Source organism: Varibaculum sp. GTC20041, assembly GCF_055387755.1.
The window spans coordinates 1,569,496-1,586,014 of record NZ_AP041144.1 but is presented as its reverse complement, the minus strand read 5'-3'; the positions used below and the strand labels follow the sequence as shown (position 1 = coordinate 1,586,014).

Sequence of the window (16,519 nt, the reverse complement as noted above, 5' to 3'; positions counted from 1 at the left end):
TGTTATCGTTATCAGTATTGTTGACATCGATAACACCAAAGCAGGTGTAGGGTACAAGCAATAAAACTCCCATTCATTAGGAGAAGCAGATGCAACTGGAAATTCACCACCAAGACCTGCAGGTCTTACACGAAAATACTCTCCCGGCGCGCGCCTACTATATTCCGTTCTCGCCGCTACAGGCGGCCAAAGAAAAAAACCGAGGACGTAACTTTAACCTAGAGCGTGAGGCCTCTGATCGTTTCCAGCTACTGAATGCAGATTGGGAATTCGGTTTCTATCCGAACTTAGACGCGGTGCCTGCCGACTTTTTCGCCTGTGAGCCCGTGGCGTTACCCGGGCGTATCCCGGTTCCTGGATCCTGGCAGCATCATGGGTACGACCAGCATCAATACACCAATATCAACTATCCTTTCCCCTTCGATCCACCCCATGTTCCTTATAATAACCCTGCGGGAGCCTATCGCCATACCTTTAACTATGAAAAAGACTCGCAAGCTCCCGAGGCCACTTTGATTTTCGAGGGAGTAGATTCCTGCTTCTACCTGTGGATAAACGGACAATACGTCGGTTATTCCCAGGTCACGCACTCCCAATCCACTTTTGATATCACCGAATATTTAAAGGAAGGGGAAAACATTCTGGCGGTGCTGGTTTTCAAATGGTCTGATGGATCCTACCTGGAAGACCAAGATAAATTCCGCACTTCCGGGATTATTCGTGACGTTTACCTGTTGAAACGGCCGCTCTCACATCTGAATGACTATTTCGTTACTACCGATTTGCAGGATGGTCGGGCAGAAGTAACCCTGCGTGCCAACTTTACGGGAGAGGCGCTGGACATTACCGCCAGGCTCTGTGACTCTGAGGGCGAGATAGCCACCAGCGCCCTCGAACCCTTTGCGGATCCGCAGGGTATCTACACCCACTGCGCCCGCTTTACTGTCGATAATCCTCGGCTGTGGCATCCGGGCGACCCCTACTTATATGACCTGGTTATGGTCAGCGAGGGCGAAGTAATCGCCGAGAAAGTGGGGTTGCGGCAAGTTACTATCGAGGACGCGGTTCTAAAGTTCAACGGCAGCCCCATAAAAATCAAAGGGGTTAATCGCCACGATAGCGACCCCGATTCCGGTCCGGTAGTGTCTATCGAGCACATTAAGCGGGATTTGCGGATGATGCGCCGGCACAATATCAACGCGGTGCGAACTTCCCATTATCCCAACTGTCCCCAGTTCTATCACCTCTGTGACCAAGCGGGATTTTATGTGATGAGCGAGGCCGATAATGAAAGCCACGGTACTCGCAATCGTCTGTTACAGGACGAATCTGAAGAAAACATTGAGGAACATTGGAACCATCCGATTTCCAATAATCCCGATTGGATCGAGCCCACGATGGATCGCATGCAACTGTGCGTTCACTCGGAAAAGAATCGTCCCAGTGTATTTTCCTGGTCAGCAGGTAACGAATGCGCTTATGGCTGCACATTCGAAGAATCGTTGGCTTGGGTAAAACAATTCGATCCTAGCCGGGTAACTCAGTACGAAAGCGCGTTCTATCGGTCTTCCGACCGCAAATATGACTACCAAAATATCGACCTGTATTCGCGGATGTACCCGCCGCTATCTGATATTGACGATTACCTAGAAAATCTAGGGGACAAACCTTTCCTTTTAGTCGAGTACTGTCACGCTATGGGTAACGGCCCGGGTGATCTCGAAGAGTTCTGGGACAAAGTGCGTTCCGATGCTCGCATGTGCGGCGGTTTCATCTGGGAGTGGTGTGACCATGCAGTCCGGGACAGCAATGGGCATCTGCTTTATGGTGGCGATAGCGGCGAAGATCCTCACGATGGGAACTTCTGTGTAGACGGGTTGGTATCCCCAGAGCGGGTGCCTCATATCGGTCTGTTAGAAGCCAAGAACGTCTATCGTCCTTTGCGTTGCCAATACGATCAAGAAGGCGGAAAACTGCTGGTAACTAATACCGCCGACCATCTGAACGCCGTTGATTACACTGCCTTGCGCTGGGTGAAAGTGGTAGATGGGCAAGAAGAAAGCGGCACTTTGAAAGTACCCAATTTGCCCCCTCACGAAACCGTGGAGATTCCCCTAGTGGTAGAAGTAGCCGCACAAGGACGCTGCTACCTTCGGGTAGAAACCAACTTAACCCAGCCCGTAGCCTTCCTAGAATCCGGAGATCTGCTGGGTTTTGACGAGTTCTTCCTCAAGAATCATAGCTCCCACACCCCCCGCGCCCTAGAGCTAGTAAAGGCCGTTACTACTGTCGAGGGAGAGGGCGCAGCTACGATAACGGAAGATCCCCTAGAGATATGCGTTGTTAGTGAGGATTACACTTACCGCTTCTCGCGTCATACTGGAATGTTAACCGGGATTGAGCTAGGTGGAAAAGAACTATTAAAGCAGCCGGCTGAATTAAATATTTGGCGAGCTCCCACCGATAACGATATGTATATTCGTCCCCTCTGGGAGCGGGCGCGCTATGACCGTGCCTACCCGCACGCTTACGAGGTTCACGTAAATATCGAATCTCAAGGTGCGGTGATAAGCGCCAAAGTGGCACTGGTGGCAAAAACCTTGCAGCCGCTCCTGAAGGCCGATATCGAGTGGATTGTCAGGCCGGACGGAGCTTTGCAGGTAAACGCGAAGGTTCGCCGAGATACTCAATTCCCCGAGTTGCCGCGTTTAGGGTTGCGTTTCTTCCTGGATCAGTCCTTGCAGCAGGCTACTTGGTCAGGGCTAGGGCCGCATGAAAACTATGTCGACAAGCGTCGTTCTAACTGGCATGGATGTTTTGAATCCTCGGTTTCTGATTTGTTCCAAAATTATTTACGTCCGCAAGAAAACGGATCTCGCTCAGATTGCGACTATCTGTGTCTTGCCGGAAAAGACCTGAAGATCGAGGTTGCCAGCGAGGACGTATTCTCCTTTAACGCCAGTTATTACTGTCAAGAGGAGCTCACGGCTAAGCCTCATGACTATCAGTTAACGGAAGCTGATAGCACCATCTTGTGTCTGGATCACCTGATGGCGGGGATCGGTTCGCAAAGCTGCGGACCGAAACTGCTGGAAAAATATCGGGTTGATTTCGAGACCACCACGTTCTCTTTCACTATCCGTTTCTCCAACTAATCAAAGGACAAGATACCCCATGGAAGAAAAGAAATACCTTAAATGGTACAACAAAGTAGGTTACGGCTCTGGTGATATAGCCGGGAACGTGGTTTATGCTTTCCTTTCGGCGTTCGTAATGATTTACCTTACGGATACCCTAGGGTTAAGCGCGGGAGTCATAGGAACCCTGATAATGCTGTCGAAGTTCTTCGATGGCTTCTCCGATATCATTTTTGGGCGCTTGATGGACAAAACCCATTCGAAAATGGGTAAGGCGCGGCCTTGGATGTTCTATGCATTCTTCGGGTGTGCCGCCATGTTGATAGCGATTTATGCCATCCCCACCTCTATGGGGAAAACCGCCCAATACACCTGGTTCTTCATCGCGTATACCCTGTTGAATGCGGTGTTCTACACGGCAAACAATATTGCGTACGCTGCCTTGACCGCGCTAATTACCAAGAATCGCTCCGAGCGGGTGCAGATGGGGTCGATTCGCTTCATGTTCGCCTTTGGTACAAACCTCACGATTCAAACCATCACCGTCAGTGTAGTACAAGCAATGGGAGGTGGTGCGGCTGCCTGGCGAAACGTCGCGATTATTTACGCGATAATTGGTATCTTGTCGAACACTTTGGCGGTGTTCTCGGTCAAAGAACTTTCGCCCACCGAATTGGCAGAGGGGGATGAGGAAGCAGCTAAGACTGATGACGATGTTACCTTCCTGGAAGCGTTGAAGCTGATGGGTAACCGTTACTACGTGATTATCGTAGTTTGCTTTATTTTGATGCAGTTCTTCACCGCCACCCTAAATATGGGAATTTACTTTATGACCTATATTCTGGGGAACGCTAAATTACTGGGCGTATTTGCCTGGGCGATTAACATTCCGCTGATTGTGGGGTTGCTAGTAACCCCGTTGGTGGTGTCCAAGCTCGGACGGATGCAGCCGGTTACAATCGTAGGGTACATAGTGGCCGTCCTCGGACGCTTAGGGGTAGTTCTGGGTGCGTCGATGGGCTCAGTCACGCTGATGCTATTCTTCTCCGGATTAGCTTCGCTGGGAATGAGCCCTCTCCAGGGAACCCTTAACGCCCTGATTGCTGAGATCAGTGAGAATACCTTCTTGCGCACTAAGAAACGCATTGATGGCATGATGTTCTCTTGTTCTTCTTTAGGCGTCAAGGTCGGCAGCGGGGTAGGTACCGCAGTCGCCGGTTGGTTGCTTGAGGTAGGTGGCTATGTAGGCGGAGCCAAGGAACAAGTGGAATCGGCTCTACAGATGATCAAGTTCATGTACCTGTGGGTTCCTACGATTGCCAATCTATTGATCTTGGTGCTCTTGTTCTTCTTGGACGTGGAAAAGAAGAACGAACAGTTGCGGGCGCAACTTGATGACCAGGATGCGCAGGCACTTAAAGCCGCAGTTCCTAGCGTTAGCGTCAATGAGAGTACTGCCGAAAAGGTAGTACAAGGTCACGCTATGGGAGGCTCTGGTGCTAAAGAATCTCTTGGTCTTAAGCTAGCTGAGCTCGATGCGGAGAAACTCCCAGATGCAGAGAGCTTACCGAATGTGGAAGATAGCGATACCGCGGATTCCAAGAACCAGGAAACAGAGAAAGGTGACTGACCAGTTGCAAACGGGCACTAGCTAAAGTGTTGGGTTAGCTGCTGATTTTTAAACCGCAAAGTTCCGCCGGGTAAAACTCTTTTAGTTTTACCCGGCGGAACTTATTGTTTTTAAAATATCGGTAGCGACTATTGCGCTCTGCCGGCTGCTGCGGAGGGCAAGGCGCTCAGGAAGCGGGGTTGGTTAAAACCAGCTTTGGCGAAAGCGTCTAGTACGGTACCGGCAGTTGCCTCAAGTTGGTCGCTGCGAACCAGGGCAATAGCGCAGCCTCCGAAGCCTCCTCCTGTCATCCTGGCTCCATAGGCGCCGGCCTTCCGGGCTGCCTCCACCGCAACATCTAGTTCTTTGCAGGTAACTTCGTAGTCGCAGCGCAAGGATTCGTGGGAGGCGTCTAGTAGCTTGCGCCATTGATCAAGATCCGCGCCTGCCTCTAAAAGCTCGCATAGTCGCTGGCAGCGCGCAATCTCGGTAAGTACGTGTCGCACTCGCGAAACCTGCTCCGGGTCATCTAATTTATCCAACTGCGATTGCACCCAAGAGGGAGGATAGTCTGCAGCTTCTAAGTCAGTCAGGTTATCGGAGGGTGAAATATCCTTCGGTACCAGTTCACCAAGTTCTTTCACCCCCAAAACCTGAGCCGCATCCTCACAGGCAGCTCGGCGTGCCCCGTACTGCCCGTCAGCAAGATCATGGGAAGTGCAGGTATCAATCACTAGTAAGGACAGTCCCAAAGCTGGCAAATCAAAAGGATGGGAACGAGTTTGCCAGGTGGCACAATCCAGTTCCAAGACTCGATCTTGTTCACAAAGCATCGATGCAGATTGATCTAAACCTCCGGTAGGAGCCCCCACATAGCGATTCTCAGCCACCTTTCCTGCCTCTACCAGCAGTTTTCTTCCCTCAAAGCTGTCTGCCAACCCCAGAGAAGCCAGGTCATCAATACCCGCCGCGATCGCACATTCTAAAGCGGCGGAAGAAGACAGACCGGCGCTTAAGGGAACACTGGAAGCTATCGCTACCTCTAGTCCCGGCACTTTCTGCGCTAGTTCTCGCGCTTTTTCTGGGTGACCGTTATCTTCAAGTACCCGTTTTAACCCCAAGATAACGCCCCCAACAAAAGCGCCAGGGCCACTAGCGGGATAGTTTTTTGCTAACTCTAAAAGACTGTGAACGCTTAGCTGTGGGAAATCTTCAGAAACAATTTTTAGTTGATCGTCCTCACGTACTCGCAGCGCCACATAGATAGCGTGGGGGAGGGCGAGGGGAAGTGCCTTCCCACCGTTGTAATCGGTATGTTCTCCGATTACATTGACCCGACCAGGAGCCCGCCAGACCCCTGTCGGTTTCGCTGCAAAGGTTTCCTCAAAAAGCTCGCTAGCTCTGCGTGTGCCCTCTTGCGGATCATACGCGGGGATAAATTCTGGTTTCATGGTTACGTTTGAACCTTTCTATTTGGCCTGGTGTATACCAGTCTACCTTGCATTTATCCCCCGCAGGGAGGGTTTCTAAAATAGCAGCCGCGACAGACGCTGGCGCGCCAATTTCACTGCCTCAGGGTTGCGGGACAGGCGGAATAGTTCCAGTAGGCGTTGCCGATACTCGTCGCGCTCCTCGTCAGCAGACTTTGCGATAAGGGATAACACAAGATCGAAAGCTTGCGGTTCATTGCCGGCTTGGAAAAAACGATCCGCCAAAACCAGGGGATCGGAATCGTCTTGTCCTTCTTCAGTCTGCAAACGCTGGGCAATAGATACTTTATCCACCAGTGCCTGATAGCGGGAGGATTCTTCGGGGCGGTTCCGCAGTAGCTTTTGCGCCTGCTTCATAGCCTCAGCATATTCGCCTGCTTCGACCAACGCTTCCACCGCTTTTTCTTCTTCGCTTCGCGGATCTTCCTGACCCGAGTCAGCTTCTCCTGCCATGACGCCGGTCAGTCCTGCCTGTCCGGCGATCTGTAAGACCTGATCAATCAGCGGTTTAATCTGGGCTTTAGGCTGCGCCCCTTGGAAAAGAGGTGCGGGTCTCCCCCCGATCAGCGCCACCACCATGGGAATAGATTGCGCCTGGAATGCCTGTGCTAACTGCGGAGAATCATCCACATTGATTTTCACCAATTGGAATCGTCCCTGATATTCGCGCGCCAGTTCTTCTAGAATCGGGCCGAGCTGTTTGCAAGGTCCGCACCAGGGTGCCCACAAGTCAATGATTACCGGCACTTTAAGCGAGGTTTCAGCGACTTCCTCAAAAGTGTCATCGCCAGCGTCACGGATAAAAGGACCTGCAACCACGGCACCGCCATTTTGATTTAGCCTGCTCCCGGCATTAGCTGGAGCTCCGCTTACGGCTGGATTATCCGCCAATCCTGGTTGAGAATCCGTTGCAGTCTTAGCAGCAAATTGGGATAAATCTACTGCTCCATGTGTTTGTGCCAATCGAAACCATCCTTACTTAGCAGCCGCCGTTAACACTTCAGAAGCCGCGATTACCCGCACCTTGCCATCTTTGGTGCCCTTGGGTGGTATCTGCAGCAGTACGCAGATAACTCGGCTCCAGGAAGCTTGTTTGGTGACCTTGCCGTTGTCCAGCAGATTAACCACATCACCGCTGAGGGTGATCGGTTTATCTTTAGCTACGTCCGTCAGCTTAACTTCTTGAGTGTAGGTGGTCGCCACCAGTGCCCCATTTTTCGCGGGCAGATTAATCGCCAGGGTGTTATTTTTAAAATCAGTAGGAGTTACGGTGGATGCTACCTTACCGGCATTACCTACTCCCTCGGTCAAGGCCTTCAATTCTGCGCGTTTGCCCTCCATGAGGGGATCCACAAACACTTTGTCGGCATTTTTTGCTTTGGCGTCGAAGACAGTCTGCGCCCAAGTGTTGACCGCTACTTCCGGAGAAAACATCAGGTTGGCATCGCTAGCAAGATCTAAAGTTTGTGATCCCCGTGCTACCACGTCAGTTTCTGGCAAGGATGCCTTGGGCAGTAGCTGCATCCACTGCCATAGTTGATAGGGGCTGGTTGCCTGGCTTTGACGGATTATCTCCACATATTTTGCACCATTGCTATCTGCCCCCGTCACGTTAAGCAAAGCGCGTGGCCATTTGTTTCCAGAGGTTACGGTAGTGATTTCCGAGGACGCAGGTAGCGCAGTTGGAACCGCTTGGTTGTTCTTTTGATGCATCTGGTATTGCGCGGTGCGCATGGCCAGTGCGGGACCGGCCACTCTGGGTTTTAGTGCTCCGGCATCATATTTGGAATCTCCGGCTGCTAAAGCGGAGTTAACTGCCTTAAGGATGGGGGCTACCTGTTCGACTCGCAAAGCTGGATAAGTCTCGGTGGGAGCAGAACTTGGTACCTCTTTGCGCTCAGCGGCACTAGTGCATCCTGCCAGGCTGGTTATTGCCAGGCAGCTAGCTGCGGTAACGGACAATAATACTCGCATTTTTCTCATCAGTTGTTACCTCCTTGGCTCTGGTCAAAGGTAGATTCACCTTCGAAATCTGCCATATCAGGACCATCTCCCAGTCCGTCCAGGTCGAAGTCATCGTCCTCGAACCATTCTTCGGCGCGCTCAGGAGATACCTCCGCTTGCGTTGCGGGAGGTTGATAAGAGTCCGCGGGGTTGTAGGAGGCCTGTGGCTGATAGGAGTCCGTTGGCCGGTAGGATTCCTCCGGTTGTAGTGAGGCCGCTGGGTTATATGATGCGTGTGGTTGATACGAGTCTGCTGGTTGTAGGGAGGCAGCTGGACTGTAGGAGGACAGTGGCTGGTAAGAGGCCTCTGGTTGTAGTGAGGCCGCCGGATTATAGGAAGCCTGTGGCTGGTAGGGCTGTGCCGGCTGCGGTGAGACAGCTGGGTTGTAAGAAGCCTGAGGTTGGTAGGAATCTTCTGGTTGTAATGAGGCTGAGGGACTGTAGGGAGCCTGTGGCTGGTAGGAGTCTGCCGGTTGTAGAGAAGCAGCTGGGTTGTAGGAGGCCTGCGGTTGGTAGGACTGTGCCGACTGCGGTGAGGCCGCCGGGTTAAAAGATGCCTCGGCTGCAACTTCAGGGAGCGGAGAATATGCCGCCGGCTGAGGGCTTTGCGCAGGCAACGCCAGCTCTGCCGCTGGCATCGTGGGAGCTGAAACTTCCTCAGTAGCCGGAACTTCTGGGGGCACCGAATCCGCGGCTTCGGGATTGATCGCTTGTCCGTCGGCATCAGTGTGGATTACTGGCACCAAACCGGTGGGGAACTTTACCCCTTCCACTTCGATGGTGGCTTCTCCGCGTTCGCGGGCTTTGCGTAATTCGGAACGCGAGGGCGGTTTAGTAACCGCATTGAGCGCAGGTATCTGCACGGTTTGCTCTCCTTGAGTCGCGGCTTCCTGAGCGCGCTGTTCACGGCGCTTACGCATTTCTGCTTCTTCTTTAGCTGCGGCTATGGCCAGGCGATTGATTACCACAGAAACGACTGCTCCGATTAGCATCAATAGCAGACCCGCGATCAGCAGTGGCCAGAACCAAGGGGTAGAAACTGGCTGTGTCCACTGCAAAGTCAGCTGGACGTTCCCTTCCTCTGACCAAGCGATCAGAGACCATGCGCCCTCGGAACGATCCCAGGTTTCGCTGATCCTGCCGGTATCTACTTCTTTATATTCGACCCACATATCTTTTCCGGCAGCTTCTCCGGGTTGCCGCGGATCTGCTTTCCCCTGATGTGGTTCGGTCAGTAGGGTGGTGTCATCTTTTTGTCCGGTAACTTCCACGTAGTTTTGGTCAGCTGCCCAAGCAGTCACATCGGCAGACCGTCCGATCGCTAAGGCTACTTTCCCTTGCCCGGCGACGGTGATTTTGGTGGGGGAGTCATAAAGTTCAAACATTCCCGGTCGGGTAATCGCCAGAGTTTGTTTTTGATTATTAGTAGGCAAAGATGCCGAAACGTGCGGAGTTGGCTTCCAAATGGTCGCGCTTGCTACTCCGCCTAGCGCAACCAGAGCCCCCACGATTACTAAAAGCAGTGGAAGCCAATATCTACGTAAGAAAATGTTCACCAGTTTCCCCTCAAGTCGTAGCCGGACAACTATAAGTACACTTTACTTGCTTTACTGCGGTGATGCTTATACCCGGTTAGGGGTGTGACTAGGGTCAATTTTACCGTAACGTTTGGTTTCAGGCGTAAATAAGTGAAAGACTAGGCAGTGATACGGGGTTTCGCACTCCTCAAGTAATGGAATAAAATGTTCCGAGTAATGCCTAATCTCAGCGGCTCATCTTCAGGGAGGACCAGGTGGAAGAACAAACTGATTTCCCGATCGTAATGCGCGGTTATGATCGTGTTCAGGTCGATTTGCAGATTCAAACTTTGAATAACCAGATTACCGAGTTGCAGCAGAAGCTGGACACGGTTGACCAGCGCAATGTGGATTTAGGGGAACAACTCGCTGAAGCACAAAGGCAACTGCGTTCTTCCGATCGTAGTTCTTACACCGGGATCGGCGCCCGGATAGAACAGCTGCTGCGCAGCGCGGAAGAACAATCAACCGCGGTCATCAATAAGGCTAATGCTGAGGCCGAGCAGCTGATGGAAAAGACCCGCAAGAACGCTCAAGATATGTCCGAGCGGGCAGAGGCGGAAGCTGCTTCCCTGATTTCTGAGGCGCGGCGAGAGGCTGAAGAACGTACCACTACCGCGGCCACCGAATCCGAGACCGTGCTGACTAACGCCCAGCATCGGGCGGATGAACTGGTTGCCGCGGCAGAGCGAGAAGCCTCCTCGCTGCGGGCAGAGACCAACACCCAGGTTTCTGACTTGAAAGCAACCGTTGATCGGGAAACCGAGTTGCAGCGGGCTCAGGCTGAAAAAGACTATGTGGAAATGCGGGTTAAAGCTGAGCAAGAAGCTTCCCAGCTCCGCAATGACGCCACCGCCGAGGCACAGGCACTGCGGGAATCCTCTTTGAGCGAAGCCACTAAGACTCGGGAAGAAGCCAAGGAACAGGCAGAAAAGACTTTGGCCGATGCTCGCACCCAGTCCGAAAGCATTTTGAAGGAAGCGCGGGAAAGCGCTGATAGCATCCGTTCCGAGATCCAGCAGATGCGTCAAGAGGCCGAGACGGAGATCGCAGCTGCTCGTGCTGCCGCTCGCGAGGCTGATGCTCAGGCTCATGAGCAGTCTCGTTCCGAAACCTCCGCGATGGTGGCTGCCGCTAAGGCTCAGGTTGCTGACGCAGAGAAACACTTGGGTGAAACCTTGCAGCGGGCAGAACGCTTGCTGACCGATACTGATGCGGTCGTACGTCGCCGTCAGGAAGATGCGCGTCGCGCGGCAGAAGCCACCATTGCGGCTGCCGAGGGCGAAGCCGAGCAGGTGCGTGAAGCTGCTCGCATCGAAGCTCAGGCAGAGCGGGCTGCCGCGCAACGCACCGTGGAGCGCCTGGAGCGTCAACGCGAATCTATCGCTGCTTACCTGGAAGAAATGCGGGGCTTGCTCGGCTCTGAGACCGCTACTGGTCTCGAGGGGCTGACCCCCATGCAGCAGCTGCCGGCAGTGCTAGCTCAGGCACCTGAGGAAGCCGAGGGCGAACAGCCGGCTCCAGTGGAACCGCCGGTATCGCCAGTAACCCCCGATGAAGAATCGGCAGCTACCGATTTGTTCACTAACGAGGAACAATAAACGCAATAAGCTCGTTTAACTTAACTTTGGGCGCGTCTTTGGAAAACCAAAGACGCGCCCAAGGTTTTTGTAGCTGCTCTCAGACAATTGACTGCCCACTCTGGCGGCGGAAACTATTCCGTCGCGACGTAGCTGTATATGCGGGTTGTCAGTGTTAGTTCTTGAAGGAATGCACGGGGGCGGGGATGCGTCCTCCTCGAGCCGCAAACTTTTCTGAGGAGAGCGAGGTTACTTCCATAATCGGCGCCCAGCCCAGCAGGCCTCCGAAATTCGCTTGGTCGCCTACGCCTTTACCCGGTACTGGAATTACCCGCACCGCGGTGGTTTTCCCATTGGCAACCCCGATAGCGGCTTCATCGGCAATCAAACCGGTAATAGTAGCAGCGGGGGTGTCACCGGGAATCGCGATCATATCCAGACCTACTGAACAGATAGCGGTCATGGCTTCTAGTTTTGTCAGACTCAAAGAACCGCGCTGTACTGCTTGAATCATATTCGCGTCCTCGGAGACCGGAATAAAGGAGCCGGAAAGTCCCCCGACCAGGGAACAAGCCATCAGGCCGCCCTTTTTAACCGCATCGTTGAGCAGGGCTAAAGCCGCAGTAGTGCCGGGCGCTCCGACCGCTTCTACGCCCAGCTCTTCTAAAATCGCAGCCACCGAATCTCCTACTGCCGGGGTAGGGGCGAGCGATAAATCCACGATTCCGAAACTGACGCCCAAACGCTTCGCTACGGTTTGCCCCACCAGCTGCCCCATGCGAGTAATCTTGAAAGCTGATTTTTTAATGGCTTCCGCGCATTCTTCAAAAGGCCGCCCCTGTACTCCCGCGAGCGCCCTCTCGATGACTCCCGGACCGGAAATTCCCACGGAAACTACCGCATCGCGTTGGCTCACGCCATGGAAAGCACCTGCCATAAAGGGGTTATCTTCTACCGCGTTGGCGAACACCACCAGTTTTGCGGCTCCGATTCCGTCTTTATCGGCAGTTTTATGGGCGGCGGCTAGAACTTGCTCACCCATTTTTGCGGTCGCGCTCATATTGATGCCGCTGCGGGTGGAACCGATATTTACCGAGGAACATACGATATCGGTAGTGGCTAACGCCTCGGGTATGGACTCTATCAACGCTAAATCACTGCGGGTAGCACCGGCTTGCACCAACGCGGAATAGCCGCCTACAAAATCTACCCCTACGGCCTTGCCTACTCGATCAAGCGTCTGGGCAAAAGGGAGGGGATCATCGGTGCGACAAGCCGCTGCCACCAGAGAAATTGGGGTTACTGAGAGGCGTTTATTAATGATGGGTACCCCGAATTCACCGGCGACTTCCTCGGCGGTGGCAACCAGGCGGGAGGCGGCCCCTAAAATCCGTTCTTCAATCCGCGCGCACGCCCGCTTGGTATCGGTATCCGCACAGTCCAGCAGGGACAGTCCCAAAGTTACGGTGCGTACATCGAGGTTATCCTCGGCAATCATCTGTATGGTTTCCAGGATTTCCCCGGTGGTATCCAGTCCCATTATTCTCCCTTGCGATTAAGGCTGCCCGCGTAGGTTTACGGTAAGCAGCTTAGAGTTTGTGCATGGCGTTGAACAGGGATTCGGCCTGAACTTTAATAACCAGCCCTTCGGTTTTCTCTACTGTTGCCATCGCCGCCTGCACCTGCGCTAACCCTATCTGTTCCTCATCGAATTCCAGCTGCATAATCATGGTGAAATACTCATCCATCAAGGTCTGCGACACATTGATGATGTTCACCTGGTTTTGGGCGAGCGCTTGAGAAACCGCCGCGATAATCCCGGTGTGGTCGATACCGGTAACCGTCATAATTGCTTTCACGTGCTTCAGCTTACGTTCTTCTACGGCTTTTTTGCGATTTCTCGCCCCGGTTTCTTCACCTCTGCACTCTTAGGTAATAATGGCGGAGTGACTTCTAGTTTGATTTTTTCGACCCTCGTGCAAGCGCTAGTGCTATTTGTAGCCACCAACATTGACCACTTGGCGTTACTGGCTTTGTGGTTTGTACACGGCCAGAACCGTCCGGGAACCACTGCGCGCATCTGTGCCGGACAATATGTCGGTTTCGGGGTTATCCTGGCGACCGCCATAGTCTTAAGCGCAATTTCTGGTTTGGTAATCCCGCAGGAGTACCTGCGTTTCTTGGGGCTGATACCCCTGGCACTGGGGATAAAAGCGGCGATCGGAGAAATCCGGGAGCGGGTTGGGTCTAAGGACTTCGAGGACGAGGACGAGGCACAACTAAAGGGAAAAAAGGTCAGCGTAGGCGCAGTTGCCCTGGTGACTATGGCTAATGGGGGCGATGAAGTAGCCGCCTATCTACCAGTTTTTGCCCTCTCCACCTGGTGGCAAATCGCCCTGTTTTGCGCTGTATTCTTAGTGCTTGCTGGGGTGCTGCTAGCTCTTGCCCGTTTCATCACTGGACGTATGGGGCTGGCAGAGGTCTTGGAACGTTTTGAAGCGATTATTTTCCCCAGCGTACTTATCCTGCTAGGAGTACTAATCCTCGCCGATTTGCTCTAGCTTGGTTGCCTAGCTGTGCAAGATAAGCGATTACGAAAAGCACGGGAGTAGATTTTATCCGAGCGGGCGCGGTGGGCATAAGAATTTGGAAATCGTCGCTACGTTTTCCAAATTCTTGGGCAGGAGGAAAAATCTACTCCCGTGCTACCAGGCTCAGATTTGCTCTAGACGCGTCTACGCAGGCGGGTGATTAGCATGGCGACGCCCCATAGCACCAGCGTGAAAACTACCTGCACCCCGATATTTACCCAGAACTGGGAGGCGGCAGCGCCGCTAAAGCTGGTCATTTCCGCTAACGCATTGTTGTTGTCGATGTAGTAAAAGGTGGGTAGCGCCCTCCCGATGGCTACTACCGCATCGGGCATTAGCTCCCGGGGAATAAACGCTCCACATAGGAAAGCACTGGCCAGCGCCACCACGTTTACGATGGCGCTGAGGGCTTCCTTGTTATTGGTAATTTTTGCCATTAAGAAGCCTAAGGCTAGTACCGGCAGCCCAAAAGCCACAATGTTAAGCGCATAGAGTCCTTGTCGTCCGGTATCGGCGATGCCGGGCAACAGCAGTCGCACTAAGAGCACATTGAGTGCCACGAGGAACGCTACGATTAGGGCGCAGCCGGCTATTAGGCTCAGGTCAATCCGGAAGGGATGGGCGGGGGAAACCAGGGTACGTTTACGTACGTTTATTACCGAAAAGGCCGCTAGCACCATGGTGATTACATAAGTGGCGCCGGCCATTAGGGTGTAGCTGCCAAAGTTATACAGGGCGGTCACGTTGTGGAGCGTTTTTTGATCTAAACGCGAGGTAAGAGTGGCTTCGCTATCGAGTTTCAGGCTAGAGTTTACCGCTTTGACCAGCTCGTCCTCATCCGATAAATATTGCCCATATCCGGTAGCCAGCCGCAGGAAACGGCTTACTAACACCTCGGCAGAGGCACTTTCGGAGCTGGCGCGAGTTTTTATATCGACAACGGGTTTTTCGCCTTTGAGGATGGTTTCCGTGAAGTCGCTGGGCAGGTAAACGACGTACGACAAAGTTTCGTAATAGAGAGCGTCATCAATTTCTCGTTCACTGCTGCCGGTGTCTGCTTTCGTGGTTTGCCCTGCCAAGTAAGAGTTAAAAGATTTGGTGAGGGCAGTATCGTTGCCGCGGTTGATTACTAAAACTGTAGGTTTGGATGCGGTAAAATCACCGGAGGAACTGGGACTGGTCTGGAAAGCGGTAAGTCCCATGACCACCATGATGGTGGTAAACAAAATAACAAAAGCAATATTGCGTAGCAGTACCTGCAGGAAACTTTTAAAGACTGTCATAACGCTGTTTCCTTAGTACGAACAGGGAGGCACCTAGGAGCACTGCGGAGATGGTCAGCAGTAAGGTGACGTCTTGCCAAAAACCTTCGAACCCGGGGTGGTAGTACAGGTTATAGAAGCCATCCGTGATGAGGGCAGTGGGATTTAGCTTATTTACCAGGGGTATTTTTTGGTCTACCAGGTGGCGCATGGTTGGCCCCATCATCCCCGCGAGTACTGCCCCTAACATGGTGACCGAGATCAAGACCCCCACTTTCATATTCTCTCCGCCAGGCACGAGCGCGGAAATCGCCACCCCAAAGGACAGTCCGACCAGGGCTCCTAGGGAAGTCAGCAGGAAAGTTAATGCCCAATTGGGGCCAAAATCAATACCGAATAGGAAGTAGCATACCGCTACCAGTAAAATTAGCCCCACCAATTGCAGTAGGTAACTGGAGATAATCCCGGAAATGATCAGTTTGGCTTTGCTGGTCGGTGCCACTGCTACCCGTCTGCCGATTACCCCCAAGGGGGGCTGGGCATTGTTCATTACCGTCATGGAGAATAGTCCCCCATACAGCGCAGCCATGGCTAGTAGCGAGAAGAATTCTGCCATTAGCATGTCTATAGATTTGGGGCTGCGGTCACGTAAAGTAAAACCACTCTTAGCGAGTTGGTCTTGAACTGAGGCCGCTATCAGGGCGGGATCAAAGGCGGCAGGGGTGCCGGGCTGAATATTTTGAGAGCTAGGTGGAGAGTGAGCGTGAACTTTCGCAGTAATCTCTCGCTGCGTCAGTTGGCTGATCATATCGGTGCGTTGGGTGATCTCGTCAAGAATAGCTTTTAAAATGGTTTGTTCCATCCCGTTGGAATCCAGCGTCAAATCTGCTTTGGCGTCCTTGGCTTTGCCGGCAGCTGGAGTTCCGGTAATCTCGACTACTCCGGAAACTTCCTCGTCCTCTAAAAGCTGTTTTCCTTCCTCTAAGGTCTTGACTATTCGCAGTTTCAAAATGGGCTGGTTTCCCGAGCTGACGGGGGAGGAATCTTCCTTGCTTAATTCGGTAAAAGCGATTTTGAAGGTGCTGTCTTGGTAGGCCTGGGAGTTTACGACCGCTACGGGTATGGTATCGAAGGCTTCTTTATTAACAATGTCGCCGAGTGCTCCTTTGAATAACAGTCCCAGCAGGATAGGAAAGGCGAGCGTCCAAAACACCAATGTTCGGTTGGATAGCAATAGCTTGAGGTTGTAGCCGATCAGGTGTCCCATAG

12 protein-coding genes are annotated in these 16,519 nt (G+C 52.8%); 4 read left to right on the top strand and 8 right to left on the bottom strand.

The annotated features are described in order from the left end of the window. Positions 1 to 89 precede the first annotated feature (89 nt). Both ACZ5BI_RS06630 and ACZ5BI_RS06625 read left to right on the top strand, forming a co-directional pair. Positions 90 to 3,155 carry a glycoside hydrolase family 2 TIM barrel-domain containing protein gene (locus tag ACZ5BI_RS06630; RefSeq protein WP_316086480.1) on the top strand — a complete coding sequence of 1,022 codons (3,066 nt, stop codon included), beginning with the start codon at positions 90 to 92 and terminating at the stop codon, positions 3,153 to 3,155. A 19-nt stretch (positions 3,156 to 3,174) separates the two neighbouring features. Then, on the top strand, positions 3,175 to 4,767 hold the full coding sequence (locus ACZ5BI_RS06625; protein ID WP_412585040.1) for an MFS transporter: 1,593 nt from the start codon (positions 3,175 to 3,177) through the stop codon (positions 4,765 to 4,767). A gap of 128 nt (positions 4,768 to 4,895) precedes the next feature. Here ACZ5BI_RS06625 and galK read toward each other — a convergent pair whose 3' ends face one another. The 4 genes from galK to ACZ5BI_RS06605 all read right to left on the bottom strand — a co-directional run bounded on the left by galK (position 4,896) and on the right by ACZ5BI_RS06605 (position 9,796). Next, a complete protein-coding gene (gene galK, locus ACZ5BI_RS06620; RefSeq protein WP_316086888.1) occupies positions 4,896 to 6,197 on the bottom strand; it encodes a galactokinase in 1,302 nt (433 codons plus the stop codon). 75 nt (positions 6,198 to 6,272) lie between these two features. Beyond that, the gene (locus ACZ5BI_RS06615; protein ID WP_316086887.1) at positions 6,273 to 7,199 is read right to left on the bottom strand and encodes a tetratricopeptide repeat protein; all 927 of its coding nucleotides are present in this window, start codon (positions 7,197 to 7,199) and stop codon (positions 6,273 to 6,275) included. Between the two features lie 12 nt (positions 7,200 to 7,211). Beyond that, positions 7,212 to 8,219, bottom strand: a complete 1,008-nt coding sequence (locus ACZ5BI_RS06610; protein WP_316086886.1) for a hypothetical protein — start codon at positions 8,217 to 8,219, stop codon at positions 7,212 to 7,214. Then, entirely contained in the window at positions 8,219 to 9,796 is a 1,578-nt protein-coding gene (locus ACZ5BI_RS06605) for a hypothetical protein (RefSeq protein ID WP_464895925.1), read from the bottom strand. Before ACZ5BI_RS06605 ends, ACZ5BI_RS06610 begins: the two co-directional genes overlap by 1 nt. Positions 9,797 to 10,062: 266 nt before the next feature. On the opposite strand from ACZ5BI_RS06605, the gene ACZ5BI_RS06600 reads away from it, so the two are divergent. Then, positions 10,063 to 11,418: a coiled-coil domain-containing protein gene (locus ACZ5BI_RS06600; RefSeq protein ID WP_464896790.1), complete on the top strand. Its 1,356-nt coding sequence runs from the start codon at positions 10,063 to 10,065 to the stop codon at positions 11,416 to 11,418. A 154-nt stretch (positions 11,419 to 11,572) separates the two neighbouring features. Here the strand turns inward: ACZ5BI_RS06600 and ACZ5BI_RS06595 are convergent, their stop codons facing one another. Next, the gene (locus ACZ5BI_RS06595; RefSeq protein WP_464895924.1) at positions 11,573 to 12,937 is read right to left on the bottom strand and encodes a DUF711 family protein; all 1,365 of its coding nucleotides are present in this window, start codon (positions 12,935 to 12,937) and stop codon (positions 11,573 to 11,575) included. A gap of 49 nt (positions 12,938 to 12,986) precedes the next feature. Further along, positions 12,987 to 13,256, bottom strand: coding sequence for an ACT domain-containing protein (locus ACZ5BI_RS06590; protein WP_464895923.1), 270 nt, complete (start codon positions 13,254 to 13,256; stop codon positions 12,987 to 12,989). A gap of 87 nt (positions 13,257 to 13,343) precedes the next feature. On the opposite strand from ACZ5BI_RS06590, the gene ACZ5BI_RS06585 reads away from it, so the two are divergent. Next, on the top strand, positions 13,344 to 13,958 hold the full coding sequence (locus ACZ5BI_RS06585) for a cadmium resistance transporter (protein WP_464895922.1): 615 nt from the start codon (positions 13,344 to 13,346) through the stop codon (positions 13,956 to 13,958). Positions 13,959 to 14,122: 164 nt separating this feature from the next. Here ACZ5BI_RS06585 and ACZ5BI_RS06580 read toward each other — a convergent pair whose 3' ends face one another. After that, the gene (locus ACZ5BI_RS06580; protein WP_464895921.1) at positions 14,123 to 15,271 is read right to left on the bottom strand and encodes an ABC transporter permease; all 1,149 of its coding nucleotides are present in this window, start codon (positions 15,269 to 15,271) and stop codon (positions 14,123 to 14,125) included. Further along, entirely contained in the window at positions 15,258 to 16,517 is a 1,260-nt protein-coding gene (locus ACZ5BI_RS06575; protein ID WP_464895920.1) for an ABC transporter permease, read from the bottom strand. Before ACZ5BI_RS06575 ends, ACZ5BI_RS06580 begins: the two co-directional genes overlap by 14 nt. Positions 16,518 to 16,519: the final 2 nt, after the last annotated feature.